The sequence below is a fragment of the Rhodothermales bacterium genome (genome assembly GCA_034439735.1).
Taxonomy (GTDB): domain Bacteria; phylum Bacteroidota; class Rhodothermia; order Rhodothermales; family JAHQVL01; genus JAWKNW01.
The window spans coordinates 1-23,131 of record JAWXAX010000269.1; the positions used below are offsets into that span (position 1 = coordinate 1).

Here is a 23,131-nt window from a genome sequence, read left to right on the forward strand (position 1 = left end):
AGTAATCCAGCCATCAGACTGGCATTTTTCTGGGTCCCCGCCTGCGCGGGGATGACTTGCTCCTTATGCAATACGCAAATCTCAACAGTTTCTCAAGGTATAATGTGGCTTCCCTCAGCCTCTAACATTGAACGGTCGTCGCAGGCATTCAACGGATTGACCGTGATGATACTTAGGGCCTCACGGTCGGCCGGGAGGTCCCCCGTTTACACGAGAGCAGGCTGTTCGACACGCCCGGGTTTTACATCCCGGGCAGCTCACTTCGGCTTCGCTCAATGCGGGCACGATGACATACTATGCCGCGCCACGTCACACATTCACAAGAACGTAGCGTGATTCCACCTGACCGATATCGATTCTGGGCCGTGGCGTTGCCGGGGGCGGCGTTTGCCGGCGTGCTGGCGGTCGGCAGCGATGCCGATACGATCCGATGGTTCATGGAGTACGCCGTCCTGCTAGCGGTAGGGGTTCTGGCCATGTCGCTACCGCACCTCGCGCTGCCGGATCCGAACCAGTTCCTTTTCCAGCTCGCCAATGTGGCGCCGGTAGCACTGGCGGCCGGCCAGTGGCGGCGCTGGCAGCCGGTCGCTCTGGGGTTGCTGGTGCCCGGGGCCGTGCTGGCATTCTGGCCGCCGCTGGATGGGGTGCGGCTGGTGCGGGGCGTGGCGTACGCGCTGGTGGTCGGCGGCGTGGCGTTCGAGGCGTTGGGCTATTACCACCGGATCGGGCCGTTGTCGCAGGAGTGGAGCGAGGGCAAGCGGGGCGACGTCTACAGGTGGCTTAAGGAGAACACCCCGTACAGTGTCGCCCTGCCGGACGGCCTGGTGCCGGCGTTTCTGGGCACCGGCCGGCTGTTCATCCTCGGCGCGACGGTACACCTCGCCGGGCGGCTGCTGGAAGGGGTGCATCTGGCGCTGGCGGTCGTCCCCGGGCTGGTTCTATTCGTCGTGGGTATCCTCCGCTGGCGGGCTTCTCGTGCCGGGTTCGACGGGCCGTATTACCACAGCAACGCGTTTTTCAGGGAGATTTTTGCGGCCGGCCGGCTCCATGCCGCGCCGGCGCCGGCGCTGCCGTACGACAGCCTGTACTGGATTCCCACGCGGCTGCGGCCGGCGGCGTGGTTGGTGCTGCTCCAGCTGGACCGCCGCATTCCGCTCGGCCGGCTGCTGGCCTTCGGGCACGGGCTGTTCTGGGTGATGGTGTGGCGCGGCGCCCCGGAGGCGGCCGTCACGGCGCTCCTGGCTGTGCTGGTCGTGGCGCCCCGGGCCGTTTCGACGATCGCGGCACGGCCTCCGATCCTGCCGGCCTTTGTGGCCATGCACTACCTTTCGCGGTCCGACTGGCACTTCGTTCGCCTCTGGATCAACCTGCGGTGGACGTTTCCGTTTATAGCGAGCGTCGCCCTCGTCGAGTGGGCATCCCCGGCATGGACGTTCGCCGGCGTCGTCCTGTGGGCCGGCGTCGATCTTCTCGCTGCTCTCATCGCCGCTAGTGCCGGCCCCAGACCCCGCGCCTCGTATGCCGGCTGAACGCCTCATTGTAACCGACGTCTCGAAGCGCTACGGGCAACGTGCGCCCGTCATCGAGCACTTCTCGCATACGTTCCTGCCCGCCACCACCACCGGACTCGTTGGGCCGAACGGCGCCGGCAAGACCACACTCCTGCGTCTGTTGTGGGTGCTGGCTCATCCGAGCGAGGGGACGATCCGATACGGCGATATCTACATCCACAAACAGCCTTATGCATACCTCGCGCACGTCGGCATCGTGCACGACGAGGACGCGCTCCCGCTCCACGCCTCGGCGGTCGAGTTTTTGACGTTTATCCTCCGGCATCGCGGGCAATGGGCGGCCGACAGCCCCGCGCGCATCGACGCTATGCTGGACGCGGTTATGCTCGATGAGCACCGAAATGAGCCGATAGGGACGTACTCGACCGGGATGCGCAAAAAGACCCAGATCGCCGCGGCGCTTGTCGCCCGGCCGGCGGTGCTGCTGATGGACGAGCCCTTTCGCGGGCTGGACGCCGAGACCTGCGCGGCCGTGATCGGGTTGATCAACGACTTCAAGGTTGGCGGCGGGCTGACGATCCTCTCCAGTCATATGCAGGAGACGATCGACGCGCTCTGCGATGCCACGATCGAGATGCGCAAGCGGACGCCGGCGTGAGTTACGCCGTTATGTCACAAAAAAGGGGTAGACCGGATGGCCTACCCCCTCGGTTCAGTGGGTCGAAGCGGCTCGTTTAGTAACGATCGAGGATGCCCTGGGTGTGGCCGCGTTCATTGTCTTCGCCGAAGAGGAAACTCCAGAATGCGCTAAACATGGTCGTAGAAGGTTAGAGTGGGGAGCACTGCGCTATCGGTGAGTCCATTAAAACCGGGTGGGGTTCTGGCCGGCCCGTCGCCGATGCGCATATCTTACGAGTGAGATATCGGCTAAAATGAAGCCGACTTAAATCGGCCCTCCAAATCGCCCCGATTGGCGCATCGATATGCGCCGCCGGCGCGGGAAGAAAGCGCCTGAATCCTTGCGGACGAAGGACGCCATGGGAGTAGACTGCCACGTTGCCCCCATCCCACCGGCGTCTTGAAGCATCCCCATCCCTTCGCGCGTCGGCCCATCCCATATCCGCACCGGTCGATGCGAGCGATTGAGCACGCCGTTACATCGTCTTCCACTACCACCTCCTACGAGAAATGGGCCCGCGGCGCATTTCTGGTCTATCTATTTTTTGCCTTTTTTGGGACCTCAGCCCCGTTTCCTAATTTTAAGTCGGATCCAAACGAGATCTCAACCTCAAATCCGATCAATCAGGGGCTTTCGCTGCTATTTCTGGTATCTCTCGCATCCCTCGTCGGCATGCACGAGCAGGTGGTCGCGTTTGTTCGCCGAGAGAAGTTTCTAACCCTTTTTCTGGGTTGGTGTCTGCTGAGTGTGATCTGGTCGCCTTACCCGGTCGTGAGCCTGAAGCGCTGGGTGACGCTCTTTGGCGAGGGCATCATCTGCCTGGCCGCATTGCTGCACTACCGATGGTCGGAAGAGGCATTACGGCCTTTCCGCGTCATCCTATTTGTGTATATCCCGCTCAGCCTGCTCGCCGTCCTGTTCGTGCACGGCGCAACCCAGTGGGAGTTTCCTGCGTGGCGCGGCCTCGCGAATACCAAGAACAACCTGGGCCAGATCACGCTGTTCAGCCTGATCCTGTGGCTTGGCATCGTGCCGTACCACCGGGGAAAGGCCATCAACGTGGTCCACTACGTTCTGCTGGGGGTAACCGCGATTCTATTTATTGGAGCAAGGAGTACGACGGCCGTGCTGGCCGGCGGCGCCTTGCTGGGCATCCTGGGGACACAATACGCCAGTGCGTGGCTCAAACAGCCGATCATCGCCCGGTTCTATACCGGCGTGCTGCTGGCCGGCGTCGTCAGCATCGTCGCGATGGTCGTTTTTGGCGCCCCGGAAATGCTCGCGTCCTTTCTCGGGCTGTTTGGCAAGGATTTAAGCTTCACGGGGAGGGTTGAACTCTGGCAGGCCGTGCTGGCGATGACGGAAGGTAAATGGCTGATGGGCTGGGGATTCGGGGCCTTCTGGGTGATGGATAGCCCACACCTTGTGCCCCTGTTCGAGGCGTTTCCCTGGCTGCCGAACCAGTCGCACCAGGGGTATATCGACATCATCAGCCAGACGGGCGTCGTAGGTTTCGGGTTACTGATGGCGATGATCGTCGCCTACTTCAATCGACTCGGCGCACTCCAAAAAGGACAGATCTGGAAGTGGCTAATGCTCAGCCTGCTGGTGCTCAACTTTCAGGAGTCGATCTTCTTTCGGCCGCGGCATTTCGGGCATTTCCTGTTCGTGTTTTCGTACCTGGCTCTGCATGTGGACCTGGTCAAGGAGCACGAGCGGGCGCGCATTCGGGGGAGCCGATGAAGCCGGCTGCCGAATCCAGTTACCGATCCGACATCGACGGACTTAGGGCCATCGCGGTGATGGCTGTGCTGGGATATCATGTAATGCCGCATCTTGCGCCGGGCGGATTCGCCGGCGTCGACGTGTTTTTTGTGATCTCGGGGTACCTCATCACTCGCTTGTTATGGCGCGACCTCGAGGGCGCGACGTTCTCACTGGCAGGCTTCTACGAGCGCCGCATCCGGCGCCTGTTGCCGGCGCTGGTGGTGGTGATTCTGGTGTGCGCCGGCGTGGAAATGGGGATCGGCCTGCCGGACGAAGTGCGGGCGTTCGGGTGGAGCGCGATGGCGTCGGTCGTGTATCTATCCAACCATTACTTTCTTTCGCAGAACGACTACTTCGCCGAGGACGTCGCCCTCAACCCGCTGCTGCACACGTGGTCGCTGTCGGTCGAGGAGCAGTTCTACCTCCTATTCCCCCTGGTGATGATGCTGGCGTACCGCTATCGCCGGCATGCGCTCGCCGGGCTCGTGGTGCTGGCGGGGCTTTCATTTTTGGCCGGCGAAGTGATGTTGCGTTTTAATCCCTCGGCGGCGTTCTACCTGATGCCGACTCGTCTGTGGGAGTTGTTGCTGGGCGGTATCATCGCCCTGGCGCCCCACCGGGAGTGGCCGCGGTGGAGAGCGGAGGGGGCCGTGGCCGCGGGACTGGCCATGATCGCGTACAGCATTGTCCTGTTTTCGGAAGCGACACCGTTTCCGGGAGTGTACGCGCTCGTGCCCGTCTGCGGCGCGGCGCTGGTATTGGTGGGAGGGCAGACGGCCGGCGTCGGGCTGAGTAGGCTGTTGGCCCTGTCGCCCGCACGGTTTCTTGGGAAGATCTCGTACTCCGTCTATCTGTGGCACTGGCCGATCGTCGTATTTTACAAGCTACAGATCAGCCCCCAGCCGTCGTCGCACGAGCGGCTGGGATTGATAGTCGCGTCACTCGTCGCCGGCTACCTGAGCTGGCGTCTCGTGGAGCACCCGCTGCGCGCCCACCGCACAGGCCGGCAGCCGCGAATCGTCTGGGCGGGGGGCGTGGCGGCCACGGTGGTCGTGGCGCTGGTCGGCGGGTGGTTTGTGATCACCGAGGGCGGCAAAAGCCGATTTACAGGCAGCCAGCTCGGTTTTATCTCCTATCTTAACTACGATGCCGATCCGTACTTTCGCACCAACACTTGCTTCCTGACGAGCGAGTCGGACAACCTCGCGTATTTCGACGAGGTTGGTTGCGTGAACTACGACCCCGGCCGGCGCAACGTCATGATCCTGGGCGACAGCCACGCCGCGCAGTATTACGCCGGTCTGGCGAGACGGCGGCCGGACATCCAGTTTGCCCAGGTGACGGCCTCGGGCTGCCGGCCCGTGCTTGGCGCCGAAGGCGAACCCCGCTGCACCGGGCTCATGGAGAAGGCGTTTACGACCTACCTGTCCGAGCACGAATACGACGCCGTCATCCTCGCCGGCCGGTGGGAGACGGCGGATCTGCCGCGGCTGCCGGAGACCGTCCGCATGTTGTCCTACCAGGTCGGACAGGTGATTGTGCTCGGCCCCATCATGGAGTATCGCCAGGCGCTGCCCCGGCTGCTGGCACGCCACGAAGCCACCGACGCGGATGTCGAAGCGGCCCAGTTTTATAGCGAGATCAAGGAGATGGATCGGCTCATCGAGGAGGTGCTGCGCGATTCGCCCGGCGCTTATTTTTCCATCTTCGACACCCTGTGCGATGGCCGGGATTGTCAAATGATCGCCACGAATGGACAACCGTTGCAGTTCGATTCGTCGCACCTGACTTATCAGGGTGCGGTCGACGTAGTGGGGGCATTGTTGAAGCAGGGGATGCTTCGGTAGGCCGGCGTTTTGGGACGGAATGCACCTCGCGTGGGGCGAAAGCCGTGGCAATTCCGGGTCGTGAATAGTATCCTTGCTGTCGGTTGACGCGCTATTGGCCTACTCGTCCGACCCATCACACCCCACGACGTCCATGAAAGAGATCAAAAAAGAGGAGCTAGACCGCGAGGTCTTCCGACTGTTCGACCACTATGTACACGGAGGCATCAGCCGGCGTACGTTCCTAGACCGGGTATCCCAGTATACCGTGGGCGGTGTCACCGCCGCCGCGATCCTGGAGTTTCTGACCCCGAAATACGTCGCGGCGCAGCAGGTGCGCGCCGGCGACTCGCGCCTGGATGAAGAGTACATCGAATACGCCTCCCCGAAAGGCGGCGGGACCATCCGTGGCCTGCTTTCCTCGCCCGTTGGAAATACGACCAAACTGCCGGGGGTCGTAGTCGTGCACGAAAACCGGGGCCTGAATCCCCACATCGAGGACGTCTCCCGGCGCGCCGGCCTCGCCAGCTTCCTGGCCCTCGCCCCCGACGCCCTCACCCCGCTTGGCGGCTACCCAGGCAACGACGACGCCGGCCGCGAGCTGCAGGCCAAACGGGATCGAGATGAGATGCTGGAGGACTTCATCGCCGCGGCCGACTACCTCAAGGCGCACCCGATGTGCAACGGAAATGTCGGCGTCGTCGGGTTCTGCTTCGGTGGCTATATCTCGAATATGATGGCCGTCCGCATCCCCGACCTCAAGGCCTCGGTGCCGTTTTACGGCGGCCAGGCTCCGGTGGAGGACGTACCGAAGATCAACGCGCCGCTGCTACTGCATTACGCGGAGTTGGACGAACGCGTCAACGCCGGCTGGCCGGCGTACGAAGAGGCGCTCAAAGAACACGGCAAAACCTACACGGCCCACATGTACCCGGGGGCCGAGCACGGCTTCCATAATGACACCACACCCCGGTACGACGAAGCCGCCGCGAAGCTGGCCTGGCAACGGACGGTGGATTTCTTCAACCAACACATGCGTGGTTAATACGAATGATCTGGAATAAGCTTGCGAAGTATCAGGACGCCGGTCTGCTTGTCATCCGGCTGGGCCTGGGGTTGGGCTTTCTGTTTTTCCATGGATGGGAGAAGCTTGCCGGCGGGCCGGAACGCTGGGAGGGGCTCGGAAACGCCATGGGTGTGTTCGGGATCACCTTCGCCCCCACGTTCTGGGGCTTCATGGCCGCGTTTTCCGAGTCGGTCGGCGGCCTGTTGATCGCCGCCGGCTTGTTCTTTCGGCCGGTGTGTGCGATGTTGGCGTTTACGATGTTCGTTGCCTCGGCGCGCCACATCATCACCGGCGAAGGATCGGCCGCGCACTCGCTGAAATACATGATCATCCTGGCGGGCCTGATCTTCGTTGGGCCCGGGAAATACAGCGTGGATGAGTGGCTGAGCCGGAAGAAGTAAAAATTGCATGATGCCCATACGCTACGCGACCCTGTTCGTCCTTCTGCTCGTCGCCATCTGTTCTCCCGTTGTCGCCCAGGAGGACACCACGAAGTGGGACGTCAACGCGGCGTTCGGGCCGACGCAATCGGTTGCCTTCACGACGACGGAAGGGACCTGGATAAACCTGGACGTCAGCCCCGACGGCCAGCGCCTGGTGTTCGACCTCCTCGGGGACCTCTACACGCTCCCGGTCGCCGGCGGCAGGGCCACGCGCCTCACCAGTGGCCCGGCGTTCGACCTGCAACCGCGCTTCAGCCCGGATGGCCGGCGGATCGCCTTCACCAGCGACCGCGCCGGCGGCGATAACCTCTGGGTGATGGAGGCCGACGGCGCGAACCCCGCTCAGGTGACGAACGAGGACTTTCGCCTGGTCAACGGCCCCGCGTGGACGCCCGATGGGCAGTATCTGCTGGGCCGGAAACACTTCACCAGCACGCGATCGCTTGGCGCCGGCGAGGTGTGGATGTACCACACGTCCGGCGGCGCCGGCCTACAGCTCACGAAGCGCAAAAACGACCAGCAGGACCAGGGCAACGAAATCGCCCTCAGCCCCGATGGGCGCTACGTCTACTTCAGCGAGGATGTGAGCGGGGGCTCGACGTTCGAGTACAACAAGGACCCCAACAGCCAGATATACGCCATCCGCCGGTTGGATCGAGAGACGGGCGAGCTCAAGAACCTGATCACCGGCGCCGGCGGCTCGATCCGCCCGACCCCCTCGCCGGACGGCACTCAGATCGCGTTTGTCCGCCGAGTCCGCGCGAAAAGTGTGCTCTATGTCTACGACCTCGCCACCGGCGCCCAGCGCCCGCTCTTCGACGGCCTCAGCCACGACCAGCAGGAGGCGTGGGCCATCTTCGGTGTCTATCCGGCCATCGACTGGTCGCCCGACAGCCGGCACCTCGTCTTCTGGGCGCAGGGGAAACTCTGGAAGCTCGATGTCGCCACCAAAGCCGTCGCGGAAATCCCCTTCGAAGTGGATGTGGAGATGACGGTCACCGAAGCCGTGCGCTTCCCCCAGGCCGTCAGTCCCGAGTCGTTTGACGTGAAGATGGTGCGAGATGCCGCGACGTCCCCGGATGGCAAAACGCTGGTCTTTAACGCCCTGGGACACCTCTGGAAAAAAACGCTGCCCGACGGCGCGCCGGCCCGGGTGACGGACGGTGCGGCCTTTGAGTACGAGCCGGCTTTCAGTCCGGACGGCCAGTGGATCGTCTATACCACGTGGGACGACGAGGCGCGCGGGGCGATCCATAAAGTGGCCACCCGCGGCGGCGCACCCGTCCGGCTCACCCCGCGCCCCGGCTATTTCGCCACGCCCCGCTTCTCGCCGGACGGCTCGCGGATCGTCTACCGGCGGCAGAACGGCAACAGTCTTCTGGGCTTTTTGCACGGCGTCGACCCCGGGCTGTACTGGATGCCGGCCGAAGGCGGCGAGGGGACGCTCATCCGGGAAGACGGCTCCGATCCCCGCTTCTCGCCGGATGGATCCCGCGTCTACTTTCTCTCGGGCGGAGGGCTCACCAAGACCTACAAAAGCGTCCGCCTCGACGGCGGAGATGAGCGTACCCACTTCGATCTGAAGTATGCGGATGCCATCGTCCCGAGCCCCGACGGTGCCTGGGTGGCGTTCACCGAGCTCCATAATGCCTACATCGCCGCCTTCCCGAAAACCGGCAGCCCCATCGAGCTGAGCAAGGACACCAAGGCCATCCCCGTCAAGCAGGTGTCGCGCGACGCCGGCCTGTACGTCCACTGGTCGGCCGACAGCCAACGGCTCCACTGGGTGCTGGGGCCGGAGTACTTCTCGCGCGATCTGAGCGACAGCTTCTCGTTTGTCGCCGGCGCGCCAGACACGCTGCCGGCCATCGACTCGACCGGCGTCGCCATCGGGCTGACGGCCCGGACCGATGCGCCCACGGGTCGGCTCGCGTTCACCGGCGCCCGCATCATCACCATGAACGGCGATGAGGTCATCGAAAATGGCGTCCTCGTCGTCGAAGGCAACCGCATCGTTGCCGTGGGCCCGGCGGGCGGGGTGCAGGTCCCGGCCGGCGCTACCGTCATCGGCGCCTCGGGTACGACGATCATGCCGGGGCTGGTGGATGTCCACGCCCACGTGAGCCACTTCTTCGATGGTCCGTCCCCGCAGCAGAACTGGGCGTATATGGCCAATCTGGCCTTTGGCGTGACCACCCTGCACGACCCCTCGGCCAACACCTCGTTTGTCTTCAGCCAGTCGGAGCTCGTCAAGGCCGGCGGCACCGTCGGTCCGCGCGTCTATTCAACCGGCACCATCCTGTACGGAGCCGATGGCGATTTTAAGGCCGTCATCAACTCGCTCGACGACGCCCGCTCGCACCTGCGGCGGATGAAGGCCGTCGGCGCCTTTTCGGTAAAGAGTTACAACCAGCCCCGGCGCGAGCAGCGGCAGCAGGTGCTTCAGGCGGCGCGCGAACTCGAGATGATGGTGGTGCCCGAGGGCGGGTCGACGCTGTACCACAACCTGACCATGATCGTGGATGGCCACACCGGCATCGAGCACAACATCCCGGTGGCGCCGCTCTACAACGATGTGATGAGCGTGTGGGCCGAGACAAAGGTCGGCTATACCCCGACGCTCGTCGTCAACTATGGCGGGCCATCGGGCGAGTACTACTGGTACCAGCACGACTCCGTGTGGGATAACGACCGACTGCTCCGTTTTTACCCGCGATCGGCGCTCGACGCCCGCGCGCGCCGGCCGACGATCGTGCCGGACGATGAGTATTTCCACATGGAGGTGTCGCGGTCCGCCAAAGCCCTCGTCGACCGCGGAGGACGCGTCCAACTTGGGGCGCACGGCCAGCTGCAGGGCCTGGCCGCTCATTGGGAGTTGTGGATGTTCGCGCAGGGGGGAATGACCAACCACGAGGTCCTCCGCGCCGGCACGCTGTTCGGGGCCGAATACCTGGGCCTGGATGGCGACATCGGCTCGCTCGAAGCCGGCAAGCTGGCCGACCTCGTCGTGCTCGACGCCAACCCACTGGACGACATCCGAAACACCGAAACCATCCGCCTGGTGATGGTCAATGGCCGGCTGTTCGACGCCGCGACCATGAACGAAGTCGGCAACCACCCCCGCGAGCGCAAGCCGTTTTACTGGCAGACCGACGGCCTGGACGATACCTTCATCTGGGCGGACGACGCGCTGGGGCTGCCGTTTGGGCCAGTGTGCTCGTGCGGCCGGCATTGACGGTGGGGCTGGATAACAGTGTGCCCATGTAAAGAATGTACTGGAACGATTAAAATGCCATTGTTTTTGGGGATGTTGGATTTAGATCTACCGTGGCGTTTATCGAGGGGCTGCGGTGAGGCGGTATCGCGAGGGGCGCGCCAATTTTTCAGCAAGTCCTTCCGAGACAAGCCGGTCCAGCCAGATCCTCGCCTGGCTTGTTGCTACGCCGATCGCGGTGGCAAATTCGGCTTCGCCCATCGGTTCACGGAGTGCCACGAGGGCGATGCTCCGTACCGTTTCAAACAGGTGTTCGGCTGGACTTACGGCTGGACTTACACTTCCGTCCAGCAAACGTGCCTCCTGGCTATCGGCCCGAGGCATCACCTCGGTCGCACGTGGTTCGGCCTGAAACCCCGCGGCCGGCTCACGCACCATCGACGGCCGCTCGGCGGGCTCGGCCGGGACACTATCGAACAGGGACGGCGCTTCGCGCAAACCTGAGCCTGAAACATCCGCAGCTACCTGAAGAAGCGCGCGCATCGCCTCGGGAGTATCGGGATCCGGCCAGGGGTGTGCTCCTTTCGATCGCAGCACGTCCAGCGCCTTGTTTGGAGTGCCACTCGATCGAACAAAAACCCGGACACAGCGCAGCTTGTCGAGCTGCTCCACGGCGCCGGCCCACGTACCGCCCTCGTTATATGCGGCGTTCACCACCAGCGCAGCGTCGGCGAGTGCGTAGATCAGCTTGTTTCGTTGCATGGCGTGGCCTACCAGGAATCCCGACCGCGGATCGAAGGGCGACACCAGCACGAGTCGGCCCTGTAACAGAGCCTCTCGGTAGTCGCGTTTAAGCGCTTGTTTTTCCAGGCTGTCAGAAAGCACGCCACAAACAGTACCGCCGGCTTCCAGGGCGGCGTCCATCGCCGCATGATCGATGCCTTTCGCCCCCCCCCGATACAATGCTCTGGGAGGCGGAGGCGGCCAGAGCGCCAACCGAGCGGGTAAACTGAATCAACCCATCGTCCGCATCGCGCGAACCCACGACGCCCAACCCTCCCCCGTCCAGCAAGGTGCTCGCGCCGGCTCCGTATAGAATGGCGGGCGCATACTCGCGGAGTCTCGATTTCAGGCGACGGGGATACGAGTTGTCGGCCCGGCTGGCGACCCAGATGGCGCGCGATTGCCAGTGTTCGACTACCTGGCTCAGCAGGAAGCCTCGCTCAAGAAGCGACTCCAGGCGACCGGGTTCAACGATGGCGCCACCAGCGTTTACTAGTTCGTGGGCGTTTGGCGAGAGGAGGTCGGCCGGCTCCGCGTTTTGTTCGCGCAGGAAATGCGCAAGGCGGTTGTATTCACCGAGCGAAAGCAATTTGGGGCCTTCCGCGCCCTTGCCCAGCAGCAGGGGGGCGGTGAGCAGGAGGATGGCTTTCGTGTTGGATGAAAGCGGGGTGTCCATCAGTCTTTCCCTGTTTTCGCGAGCGCGAGGGGCCAGACCTCACCGCTCCCGTTTTGGCGCAACAGCCACGAGGCCAGTGTAAACGTCCAACGCGAGTCGACCATGTCGTCGATCAACAGTACGGGGCCGGCTGGAAAGGGGATGTCCATCAGGGAGAGAGAACCATCGACGTTTCGGGCTTGCTGGGCGCTATTGGCCATCTTTTTTTGCTCGGGCCGATCATCGGTTCTTGCCAGCACCGCAAGAAACGGCAAATCGAGCTTTTTTGCCAGTCGTTGCGCGAAATCGGGCACCAGATGAGGATGGCGGTGAGACGGAATACACGTAACCCAGGTTGGTCGTGGTGCGGGATTCCAGGCACGAATCAAAGCGGCGCAGGCATCTATCAATTCCTCGGAGAACGTACCGGTTTTGTACTTCCCCTTGCGGACGAGTCCACCCCAGCCGGCGTCTCCCCACAGGCACAGGGCTTTTCCCGCTTCGGCGCGCAACGTGTCCGGGATCAGGCCGGAAACCTGGGAGTGTGGCAAGCCGCCGACAGGCCATTTCTTGCGGGGCTCGATCGGAAGGCTGGTTCTACGGAGGAAGGCGACGGCCTCGCGGGCCACGGCATCGCAGACCTCGACAGGCAACGGAGGCAACAGGGCTGTTGTGATGCCCCGGGGCCGGCCGTCCAGGGCTCGAATCAGGAAATCCATGTGGCCGGACGGCAAGTCCACATACGTTTGCATCTGCTCCTGTTCCTGCCGGCGCAACGCCGTCAGTCGTTCCGCACGCTGCCAGAACGATTCGTTTAAGTCGGCGGCAACCAGTTGCCACCTGGAACCCTGCGAAGCGATCGGGGCCGGCGACTCCAGCGAGAGCAACAGCAATGCTTTGTCGATGCGCCCCTGGGGGGCGTTTACGCGGCCCAACATCTGGGGCACGGTTAAGCCTTCAGGCGCGGCTTCAAGTGCCTTCAAAATCAGAGCGACTTCGTCGCGCGTCGGGAAGGCCTGTTCGATAAAATAGTCGGTGATATCCGTGTCTTCTTGTCCGCCCAGGAGAATGCCGTATGCCGAGGGGATGGCCCGTCCGGCGCGCCCCACCTGTTGGTAATAGGCCACAACCAACCCGGGCGCCTGATAGTGGATGACAAACGAAAGGTCGGGTTTGTCGAACCCCATGCCGAGCGCCGTGGTGGCGACGAGTGCTTTGATCCGATTATCCAACAAGGCCTGCTCTAATTCCGGCCGAAGTTCGCCGGTTTGGCCCGAGTAGGCTTCCACCGCCAACCCTTGCGAGCGCAACCAGTCAGCCACCAGGATCGTGTCGCGAACCGTCAGGGTATAGATGATGCCGCTCCCTTCCAGCCTGGGGACGTTTTCCGCCAGCCAGGCCAGACGCTCGGCCTGGCCGTGTAGTCGAATCGTTTGCAGCGTGAGCGATGAGCGATTGAGATCGCCCCGCAAGCGAAATAAATTCGGCCCCAGCACGGCCTGGAGATCTTCGATGACGCGATTATTTGCCGTCGCCGTCGTCGCCAGAACGCGGAGGTTTTCGGGGAGTGATCGGATGATACGTTCGAGTGACCGGTAGTGAGGTCGGAAGTCGTGTCCCCAGTCGGATATGCAGTGGGCTTCATCGACAACGAGCAGGGAAACTCGTCCCGCCAGGTGAGCTAAAACGTGTTCGCGGAAGCGCGGATTGGCGAGGCGCTCCGGCGAGATGAGCAGGATATCGACCTCGTCTCGCTGCAGGGTGGATTCAATCTGGCTCCACTGGTCGAGATTTTCCGAGTTTATTGTGACGGCCGAAACGCCCATCCGTTCAGCGGCAAGGAGCTGGTTACGCATGAGGGCAAGGAGGGGCGAAATCAGGATCGCCGGGCCGGCGCCTGCCTCGCGCAGCAGCTTCGATGCGATGAAATAGACGAAGCTTTTCCCCCAACCCGTTTTTTGAACCACCAACAATCGCCCGTTGCCTTCGACCACATACCGTATGGCCTCCTCCTGCCCGTCGCGAAACGCGGCGTCTGGCGTACCAGAACCAATGCGAAGTAACTCCAGTGCGCGATCGCGGTTGAAGGCCATCGTCCTCTGACCGAGGTTTGTTATGCCTTGCCTTGTGGGGACCAGGTCCGGCAGGACGATCCGCAAGATAACCGCGGATGGCGCGGACGGAGCAAGCGGCGCGCGATTTCATTTTCAACAGGAACCGTCCCGACGTATTCGGAGAGGGGGATGGTATGATGAACCGCGTCGGTTCGACCCAGACCCGAAGGGTTTCTGAGACGGTGAGGTGTTCCGGTCGCTGGGGTCTAAAACCCTTCGGGTCTCCTTGCGCAAGACGCACCCGGCGTGTAAGTTAGCACCGCCTAACCCGCCGTCGCCTTGCTGCATGACCGACCTGCCCGCCGTCCGCCCGATCCGCATCTTCATCTCCTCGCCAGGCGACGTCGCGGCCGAGCGCGACGCGTTGGAGGATTTGATCACCAACGACCTCCAGCCCCGGCTCGGCCGGCACCTCGGCGTCTACATCGAGGCGCTCCGATGGGAAACCCACGGCCGGCCCGGCCTCGGCGATATCCAGTCGAACCTCTTCGAACAACTCGGCGCGTACCACATCTACGTCGGCATCTTCTGGCGACGGTTCGGGACGCCGACAGGGAATCATGAATCGGGCTCGGAGGCGGAATTTTACGACGCGTACGAACGCTGGATGGCCGACAACCGCCGGCCGGTGATGCTGTATTTCTGTGAGCGGGAATTCACGGTCGACCCCCGAAAACTCACCCCGGAGCAGCTCCAGGAGATCAAAGCGCAGGACGAAAAGGTGGAGGCGTTCCGGAACGAAGTCTCGGGCAAGGGGCTGTTCTGGAAGTACACCGATCTGGTCGATTTTCGACAGCACGTCACGCGGCATCTCAACGATCAGATCTTCGAGATCGTGGGAACTCCCGATAGGGGTCCCGCTCCTCGGCCTCTGGTTGGCGATGTGCGTTCGCCCGAAGAATCCACCAGGGAAAAACGCCGCGAGAGCCTTCCAGAAATCGACATGCCGCCGCCGCCGGCCGCCCCGTATCGCCGGCTGCAGCGGTTTGAGCGTAACGATGCCGCCGTTTTTTTCGGACGAGACCGGGACATCGTCGAACTCTACCAGGCCATCACGAGCAAAGGACCGATCATCCTCTTCTACGGGGATAGCGGCGTCGGCAAATCCTCCCTGCTGGAAGCCGGCGTGTTGCGCTATCTGGAAACCGTGCACCAGGTTAAAATGAAGCGGCGCGACCAACCGTTGGGCCTGGCCGGCACACTGGCCAACCTCCTCGACGTGCCGGCCGAGCCGGCGGCTGTAGCAAATGCGTGGCATGCCCTGGAAGCAAAAGCGGGCAAGCCGCTGACGGTCATCCTCGATCAGGCCGAAGAATACGTCACCCTTCCCATGCCCGCCGGGGCGGATACGTCGGGGGGCGATGCGCCGTGGGTCGTGGAAATGCGCGCGCTGCTGGCGATCGTGGAGCGGCTCTTTGCCGTCAGGGCCAATCGCCCTGGGGGCCGGCTGGTGCTCTCGTTTCGCAAAGAGTGGCTGGCCGAGATAACTCGCGGCCTATCGGGGGTTGGACTTCCCTTTTTCCCCGTGTTTCTGGAGCGGCTGGACCGTGCGGGCGTGGTCGAGGTCGTGCGTGGGCCGGCGACCCGCGAGGAGCTGCGCGAGATGTATCGCCTCCAGATCGAAGAAAAGGTGCCCGAAGCCGTGGCCGATGCCATCCTGGACGACCCCAGAACGCCGGCCGCTCCCGTGCTCTCGATCCTCATGGCGCGTATGTGGGAGCGTGCGGTGGAGAAAGACCCCGTGGCCCCCACCTTTTCCACCGCCCTGTTCGAGGACATCCGCGACGGTGAAGGACTCGGGCTTGCGGAGTTTCTCTCGCGCCAGCTCGCGGCCCTGCGCGCGTGGGACGCGTCCGTGGTCGACTCGGGCCTGGCCATCGATGTCCTCGCGGCACACGTAACCGACCGCGTCACCGCCGGCGCCATGACCGACGCCGACGTGGAGCGTATCTATCCCCACGTGCGCGATCGGGTCCAGGCGCTCCGCGTGCGGTGTCAGGAAATGTACCTGCTCGTGTCGTACCGTCCCGACGGAGCGTCCGTACCCGTGACCCGGCTCGCGCATGATACGCTGGCGCCCGTGATCCTCCAGCATCACAAAGCTTCGAATGCTCCCGGGCAGCGGGCCCAGCGGTTGCTGGAGAGTCAGGCGGTGGATTGGAAGGACGGGCAGCGAGGCAACAAGCTCGATCACGTCAATCTGAAGCTGGTTGAGAAGGGCGCAATTGGAATGCGCTTCCTGACAATCGATGAGACGCGACTGGTGAAAGCTAGCTACAGAAGGCAGCTATGGCGCCGTTTGCAGCGCCTCGGTGTGGCCGCGATGATTTCCGTTTTTGCGTTGGTGGGAGTCGTCGTGTTATCGGAAATCGTTGTCCCCACGGTCGCGCAGAAGCTCCAGCACTGCGGCGCGGCCGGCGAACTCGATGTGTGGTGCAGCGCGTGTAAAGAGGCCGAGGGCACCTGGAATAAGGAGCTTCTGGCTGATCAGGGATATTGCACCGGATCAAATTGGATGGCCTTTGACGACAGTGCATTCGTTGAAATACCGGCCGGCCCGTTCACCATGGGCTCGGAGAGTGGATTCCCCGATGAGGCGCCTGTTCGGGATATTATCGTAAGTGACACGTTCTTCATGGGTAGTACCGAAGTTACGCAACGCCAGTGGTTTGCGGTGATGGGGACCGTTCCGAGCACGTATCGGGGGTTTGAGCTGCCTGTGCAGAATGTGACCTGGTTCGACACCTAGCAGTTTATTAGTCGCTTGAATGCAAGTAATTCGCTGGTTGAGCGTCCCGATGTATCCCAGGCTTCTTCCTTCGTTTTTCGACTACCAACAGAAGCCGAATGGGAATATGCTTGCAGAGCCGGATTGACGGGACAAGATTACGGATTCGCGCGCGATGAGGGTACTCTCGACGATTATGCCTGGCATGCGGGTAATTATAAGGGTGCTCCGCAGCCCGTGGGCCAGAAACTACCAAACAGGTACGGCCTTTACGACATGCATGGCAATGTATTCGAATGGGTTGCCGATGTGTTCGATACGTATGATCCTTCCTATTTAAATGACCCCGTAAACTGGGATTCTCTTAGCAGCGCGTCGCGCGTCCTGCGCGGCGGCTCGTTCTACGATAATGCTGAGAACGTCCGCTGCGCCAACCGGGTCAGCAGCCTTCCGTTCAGCGACTACAACAACAGCGGTTTTCGCGTCGTTTTCGCGCCCCCTTACAAAAGTGTTCCATGAATGGCGAAGGTGCTTAAATAAGCGAAGAGGCATGAGGTTGGCTTTACGGTCGGGCTCTGTCCTCTGGAGGAACGATGCGGGATGGCGGAGGGCGTTGGGGCTGAGCAGGGCCACGCCATGGCGCGCCCTTACGGCCCCGAATGGTGCATAATTGCCCGACAGCAAGGGCGATGTCATTCGCGGACGCCGGCCCCGCGCAGCCGGGCTATGGATCGGAGGATGACCTGCACAGGTCTATCGCGTATCGTTACGTTGTTCTTTCGCGCACCTGAAGCTTCCCGCCTATCCCAGGAGTCCATCTGGCAGCCGGCCCGAGGAGCGCGCGCCACCTGCAATCCGAACAAAACATGCCCATCCCCCATTCCGCCTTCATCGTGCGGCCTTACGAGGTCAAAGGCGACATCGACTTCGAACGGGTCGAGCGGGAGCTCATCCGGCCGGCGATGGAAAACGCGAACATCCGTGGCGGGCCGGCGAAGGATGTCCTGGTGGCCGGCAATATCCAGCGCGACATGTTCCTCTCCCTGCTCACGGCGGACATCGTCATCGCGGATATCTCGATCCACAGCCCCAACGTGTTCTACGAACTCGGCATCCGGCATGTGCTGCGGCCCCGGCACACGTTTATGATCTACGCGGCCGATAAAGGGGAAAAACATCCGTTCGACATCCAGCAGGAGCGATACCTGGCGTATGACAGCCGTAACCCGCAAGAATGCGTCGACTTGCTGAGCCGGGCCCTTGCCGATTCGCTGCGCAGCGAGCGTCCCGACAGCCCGGTTTTTGCGTGGCTCCAGGGACTCCGCGAGCAGGACGTTGCCCTGTTTTTGCGTTCGATCGAGGATAAGGACTTCGCCCGACAGGTCGCGAAACACGAAGGCGCCGCGAAGGAGAAATCCACCGAAGAGCCCGAGAAGAAGCGACACATGGCGGACCTACGCCTGCTGGCCGACGATGTCGTAGGGCGACCGTGGGCCGTCGTCGGACTGAAGCGTATCGGGGAGATCCTGTTCCAGTTGAAGCACCTCGCGTTTGCCAGGGCGGTCTGGGAACGGGTGCTGGAGCGTTTTCCGGACGATGAAGACGCGCTGGATCGGCTGAGCACCCTGTACAACCGGGCGGGGCTGATTGCCGAATCAGATCGGCTCGTGCAGAGGCTACTCAAGCTTCGTGATGATTCCAATCCACAATTTGCCGAGGCCATGGCGCTGCACGGCCGCAATGTGAAACAACTGTGGCAATCCGACTGGGCGGAAAAACCAGCTGATGGTACGCGAGAGGATACGACACGCCTGGCCATCGAAAGCCCTCGTCTCTTCGACGCCTTTAGGGCGTACGACGAAGCGTTCAGGGGCAATCTGAATCACTACTATTCGGGCGTGAATGCCCTGGCGTTGGCAGTCATCATCGATCAACTGGCCGGCAGGCATCCGGAGCCATGGGAACGCGGGTATCCTTCGAAGCAGGCCGCCGATTCCGCGTTGCGCGTGATCAGCGAACGAATCGGGCAACTGGAGCAACTCGTTCGTGCTTCGTTGGAGAGTTCCATCTATCTCAAGCGGCAGCGGGGCGGCGTAGGCACCGAAATCCGAAAACCGGAATGGGAGGAGGCGACCGAGGCGGAGGTCATCTGTCTGACATCGCCCGACCCCGACCGGGTGGCCCGTGCGTACAAAAAGGCCGCGCAGGCATCGCCCTTCGTGGTCGATTCCATGCGGAGGCAACTCCGGTTATATCAGGCGCTGGGCGTACAGGCGGCGCAGGTCGATGCCGCGTTGCGCGAGCTGGGTGAGGCCGCTTCTTCTGAAGACCACGTCACGCACGTCATTCTTTTCACCGGCCATATGATCGACAGCCTGGATAGAACAGTAGCACGTTTCCCCCCAGCATGCGAAGAGGCGGTTCGCCGGGAGATTGGCTTGGCAGTTGAAGCGATCGTCCAATGGATGGAAGCCGCCCGGGGCGCCGGCACGAGGCTGACGGTTCGCGGCCTGGCCGGCGGCGCCTGCGGCGGAGACCTCCTGTTCCACGAGGTCTGCCGCGAACGGGGCATCGCCACCGATTTCTATTCGCCGTTCCCTCCGACGGATTTCCTCCCCGGTTCTGTCTCGTTCGCCGGCGACGCGTGGGTGCGCCGCTTCTACACCCTGTACGACACGACGCCGCGGGAGGGCCGGCCGGTGTTGCAGGATACGAAGGCGATGCCGTACTGGGTCGATGGAGGGAAGGGGTACGACATCTGGGTGCGCAACAACCGGTGGATGCTTTACCACGCCCTCGCGCTGGGAGGTGGCCAGGCGACGCTGCTTGCGCTCTGGGACCGGCAGCCAGGGGATGGGGTAGGAGGGACCGAAGGGATGGTGCGGGATGCGGAGCGGAATGGCATGGAGGTCCGAGTCATGGATATGGAGGTGATTCGGGCGAGTTTGTCGTGAAAGACCGGTTCCCGTGCCGGCTTGCCTCATCGGTGCTTTCGCGCTAGCTTACGCGTTGTCTGACACGTTAAATCTGCGGAGTATCCGTTCCGGGTTCCGTGTTCAATGTTCCGGGCAGCAAGCCCATATCGCCCGATTACCCGGAACTCCGAACACGGAACGCGACGACGTTATACTGATCGGGATCCTGACCCTCGCGTTCGACTTTTTTGTCTGGATGTACTACACACGGCCGTTAGCCGGGTTGTGTTTGGGAGACTATGATGGAAGAAAAAGACTGGAACCTGTTACTCCATACAATCAACAGGGGAAACTGTGTGGTATTCCTGGGGCCGGAGATGGCGCAAGACGTTGTGGATGGTCATTCGAGGGCATTAACCGAGGTACTGGCAAGGAGGCTCGCGGATGAACTTAAGCAACGATCCCCGACGGATATTCTGATTGAATACGACCTGGCTCACGTGGCGCGGAAATACAGCGACTATAACAGCTCAATCGATCTGCAGGTCGCCGTAACCCAATTCTACGAGGAAAAAAAGGATCATACCAGCCAGCCGTACCTCGATCTGGCGGCTTTGCCGTTTCACCTGGTCGTAAAGACCACGCCGGACGCGTACTTCCTGGAAGCCCTGAGGCGTCACAAAAAACCCTGTCAGGTGGAAGGGTATCACTATCGAGGTCCTCGGCGCGATCTCGTTCCCCCGGCCACGGCGAAAAAGCCCATGGTTTACTACCTCTACGGGTATGTCGATGTGCCGGAATCGCTGGTAATCTCTGAAAACGATGTGCTCGATTTCCTCGTCAACGTGATCGCTAAAAATCCGCCGCTCCCGACCAACATCAGCAGTGAAATCCGAGACCCTTCCAAGTGTTTTCTGTTTCTCGGCTTTAGCTTCAAGAACTGGTATCTGCGTATCCTCTTCCACGTGTTGCAGGGACAAAGCCACAGCAACCGATCGTTTGCGCTGGAAGCAACCGGGCCGGAAAATGACCCGGCACACCAGGGCGCGATTCTTTTTTTTAAGGATACACACAAAATATACCACTACTGCCTCGATGTGGGCGTATTCACGGATGAACTCAGGCGCCGCTATGAAACGAAGTACGGGGTGAACCATATTCCCGCTTCGACCGGCGCAGAGGCGCAAGTTCTCGTCGAGGCGCCCATGGCATTTATCTGCCACGCTTCCGAGGACGCCGGCTATGCCGCGGAGCTCTCCCGAAAATTGAGAGAGGCCGGAATCGATACCTGGCTCGATAAAGCGGCCCTGAAGACCGGTGACGACTGGAACCGACAAATCGAGGACGCCATCGGGGACGTGGACTTTTTCCTGATCCTCCAGAGCCGGGCCATGCGGGATAAAAACATAGCCTATGTAAACAAAGAGATCAACCTGGCCTTGGAACGCAGGAGGGAGTTCCGGCCCGGTATCCGGTTCATCATGCCGCTGATTATTGAAGAAGGCGGCGAAATGGAGGATTTTGATGACCTGTCCACCTTCCAGGCGCTCGACCTGGCCCACGATCTGGCCCACGACAAGGAGCAGAGCCTGACCCAACTCGTAAACGCCATCGAACGGGACTTCGAGCGACGAAAGAGAAAATAGCCAGGGCGTACCATGGACAATTTCTCGCAATATCGTTACCCCGGCGCTCGCCCGTTCCAGAACACGGACGTTAGGGGGGCATCTGGGTGGCGTCGACCAGTGGACTCAGTCGAATCATCCCGCCGGCCTACCCCTTTACGGTGTATGAGGAGTTGCCTGATACCGGCCGGCTTTTCACCCATGCTAACGAGGCGATCGTTGAAGATCTCGATGGCGCCATATTGATTGGTCGCCCGTCGGGTTTTATCCGAATCCCGCCCGGGCCAGACGCTTTGCCCGAGCTGATAGAAGACCCATTCCTCGCCCGGGTCGGTGTTTTTGATGTTTTCTGGGTTGATCCGGATAGCAGCTTATGGATCGGGAGCAATGCCGGTCTTTTTCGATATGACAGAGCCCTCGGTCATCTGACGCACTTCGAACATCGGCCGGCAGATGAAGCCGGCATCAGTTTCGGGATGATCCGGAGTATTTACCGGGACCGGGCTGGAGACCTGTGGGTCGGGTTTTACGGGGGTGGCGCAGATCGGTATGACCCGGTAGCCGGCCGGTTTATCCACCATATGCCCGATTCCGCTGCGTCGGGCAGTGGCATCGTGCACAACGGCATTTTCAGCATCTACGAGGCGCCTTCGGAGCCGGACGCGCTCTGGTTTAGCACCATCGGAGGCCTATCGCGTCTCGATCGCCAAAGCGGTCGATTTGAAAACATCGATCTCCCCGAAGTGCAGTGGGCCACGGATGTACTGGAGGATTCAAAGCAGCGCCTGTGGGTCGCGACGCAGGAGCACGGATTGCAGCTCATTGATCGACAGACGATGCGGCCGATCGCTTATAAACGCGCAAATACGCTGCCCGGGCGAGGCGTGTACGAAATCACAGAGGACGATTTTGGGTTTCTCTGGCTGGCTACCGGAGAGGGCCTGACGCGCTTCGATCCGGAGGAGGGCGTTTTCTGGCATTTTACGCGTCGCGATGGATTGCCGGCGGTATACTCCTCGTTCACAGAACGCTCGGGCTTCAACCATTCATCGGGCCGGCTCTTTTTTTACAGCGAAGGCTCCTGGTATAGCTTCGACCCCGGGGAGTTTACCTCTCCCCCGACGCTGTTGCCTCCCGTTTTGACGGGAATCGAGGTGGATGGAGTCGAAGCCATGGTCGCGAATGGAAACGGGCAGGATACGTCGATTACCCTCGCGCGTACCTTGACGCTCAGGGCAGCGGAGAACGATATCAGCCTGTATTTCGCTGCCCTTGGATCTTCCGCCCCCGATCTCGTTCGGTATCAATATCGGCTGGAAGGGTACGATGACACGTGGGTGGACGCGGGTCGCGAAAATCGAGCGCGGTACACGCGGTTGCCGCCGGATCGTTATGTGTTTGAAGTTCGGGCGGCTAGCGAGGACGGGGTTTGGAGCGAATCACGGTCGCTCATGATAGATAAACGACCATCCTGGTGGCGGCACCCGATCGCCTACTGGCTTTACATCTTACTTGTCGCTGGCCTCGTTCTGGGCATCGACCGTTTCCAACGCGCCCGCCTCATCGCTCGGGAGCGCGAGGCGGCCCGCTTCCGTGAGACCGAGCTGATCGCGCAGGCTGCCGACGAACACGCCCGCCTCGTCGAAGACCTCGACCGCACCAAGTCCCGCTTCTTCGTCAACCTCTCCCACGAGTTCCGCACCCCGCTCACGCTCCTCCTCGGCCCCATCCGCGATGCCCTCGCCGGCGCGTACGGGGAGATCAACCCCCGCCTACTTCACCAGCTCGGCCCCATGCACCGCGCG

Annotated in this window: 15 protein-coding genes; 12 read left to right on the forward strand and 3 right to left on the reverse strand. The window is 61.9% G+C overall.

The window, feature by feature from the left end; genetic code table 11:
• Positions 1-332 precede the first annotated feature (332 nt).
• The 7 genes from SH809_18765 (at position 333) to SH809_18795 (ending at position 10,527) form a co-directional block, all read left to right on the forward strand.
• Complete coding sequence (locus tag SH809_18765; protein ID MDZ4701762.1) at positions 333-1,529, forward strand: hypothetical protein; 1,197 nt, start codon at positions 333-335, stop codon at positions 1,527-1,529.
• Positions 1,519-2,169 (forward strand): ABC transporter ATP-binding protein, encoded by a 651-nt coding sequence (locus SH809_18770; protein MDZ4701763.1) that lies wholly within the window; start codon positions 1,519-1,521, stop codon positions 2,167-2,169. The genes SH809_18765 and SH809_18770 overlap by 11 nt, the downstream gene beginning before the upstream one ends.
• A 474-nt stretch (positions 2,170-2,643) precedes the next feature.
• A complete protein-coding gene (locus SH809_18775; GenBank protein ID MDZ4701764.1) occupies positions 2,644-3,933 on the forward strand; it encodes an O-antigen ligase family protein in 1,290 nt (429 codons plus the stop codon).
• Positions 3,930-5,804: an acyltransferase family protein gene (locus SH809_18780; GenBank protein MDZ4701765.1), complete on the forward strand. Its 1,875-nt coding sequence runs from the start codon at positions 3,930-3,932 to the stop codon at positions 5,802-5,804. The genes SH809_18775 and SH809_18780 overlap by 4 nt, the downstream gene beginning before the upstream one ends.
• 133 nt (positions 5,805-5,937) lie before the next feature.
• Positions 5,938-6,828, forward strand: a complete 891-nt coding sequence (locus SH809_18785) for a dienelactone hydrolase family protein (protein ID MDZ4701766.1) — start codon at positions 5,938-5,940, stop codon at positions 6,826-6,828.
• A 5-nt stretch (positions 6,829-6,833) separates the two neighbouring features.
• Positions 6,834-7,250 carry a DoxX family protein gene (locus SH809_18790; GenBank protein MDZ4701767.1) on the forward strand — a complete coding sequence of 139 codons (417 nt, stop codon included), beginning with the start codon at positions 6,834-6,836 and terminating at the stop codon, positions 7,248-7,250.
• A 7-nt stretch (positions 7,251-7,257) separates the two neighbouring features.
• Positions 7,258-10,527, forward strand: coding sequence for an amidohydrolase family protein (locus tag SH809_18795; GenBank protein ID MDZ4701768.1), 3,270 nt, complete (start codon positions 7,258-7,260; stop codon positions 10,525-10,527).
• Between the two features lie 99 nt (positions 10,528-10,626).
• Here the strand turns inward: SH809_18795 and SH809_18800 are convergent, their stop codons facing one another.
• From SH809_18800 to SH809_18810, 3 genes are read right to left on the reverse strand one after another with little or no spacing between them, the layout of a single operon-like run.
• On the reverse strand, positions 10,627-11,430 hold the full coding sequence (locus tag SH809_18800; protein ID MDZ4701769.1) for a DNA-processing protein DprA: 804 nt from the start codon (positions 11,428-11,430) through the stop codon (positions 10,627-10,629).
• Positions 11,381-11,965: a DNA-processing protein DprA gene (locus SH809_18805; protein MDZ4701770.1), complete on the reverse strand. Its 585-nt coding sequence runs from the start codon at positions 11,963-11,965 to the stop codon at positions 11,381-11,383. Before SH809_18805 ends, SH809_18800 begins: the two co-directional genes overlap by 50 nt.
• Entirely contained in the window at positions 11,965-14,037 is a 2,073-nt protein-coding gene (locus SH809_18810; GenBank protein ID MDZ4701771.1) for a DEAD/DEAH box helicase, read from the reverse strand. Before SH809_18810 ends, SH809_18805 begins: the two co-directional genes overlap by 1 nt.
• Positions 14,038-14,344: 307 nt before the next feature.
• Here SH809_18810 and SH809_18815 point away from each other — a divergent pair, with 307 nt between their 5' ends.
• The 5 genes from SH809_18815 to SH809_18835 all read left to right on the forward strand — a co-directional run.
• The gene (locus SH809_18815) at positions 14,345-16,807 is read left to right on the forward strand and encodes an SUMF1/EgtB/PvdO family nonheme iron enzyme (protein MDZ4701772.1); all 2,463 of its coding nucleotides are present in this window, start codon (positions 14,345-14,347) and stop codon (positions 16,805-16,807) included.
• Positions 16,808-16,822: 15 nt separating this feature from the next.
• Complete coding sequence (locus tag SH809_18820; protein MDZ4701773.1) at positions 16,823-17,305, forward strand: SUMF1/EgtB/PvdO family nonheme iron enzyme; 483 nt, start codon at positions 16,823-16,825, stop codon at positions 17,303-17,305.
• A 347-nt stretch (positions 17,306-17,652) separates the two neighbouring features.
• Entirely contained in the window at positions 17,653-19,740 is a 2,088-nt protein-coding gene (locus tag SH809_18825) for a tetratricopeptide repeat-containing protein (GenBank protein ID MDZ4701774.1), read from the forward strand.
• Positions 19,741-20,000: 260 nt separating this feature from the next.
• A complete protein-coding gene (locus tag SH809_18830) occupies positions 20,001-21,347 on the forward strand; it encodes a toll/interleukin-1 receptor domain-containing protein (protein MDZ4701775.1) in 1,347 nt (448 codons plus the stop codon).
• 86 nt (positions 21,348-21,433) lie between these two features.
• A partial coding sequence (locus tag SH809_18835) for a triple tyrosine motif-containing protein (GenBank protein MDZ4701776.1) occupies positions 21,434-23,131 on the forward strand: 1,698 nt, incomplete at its 3' end.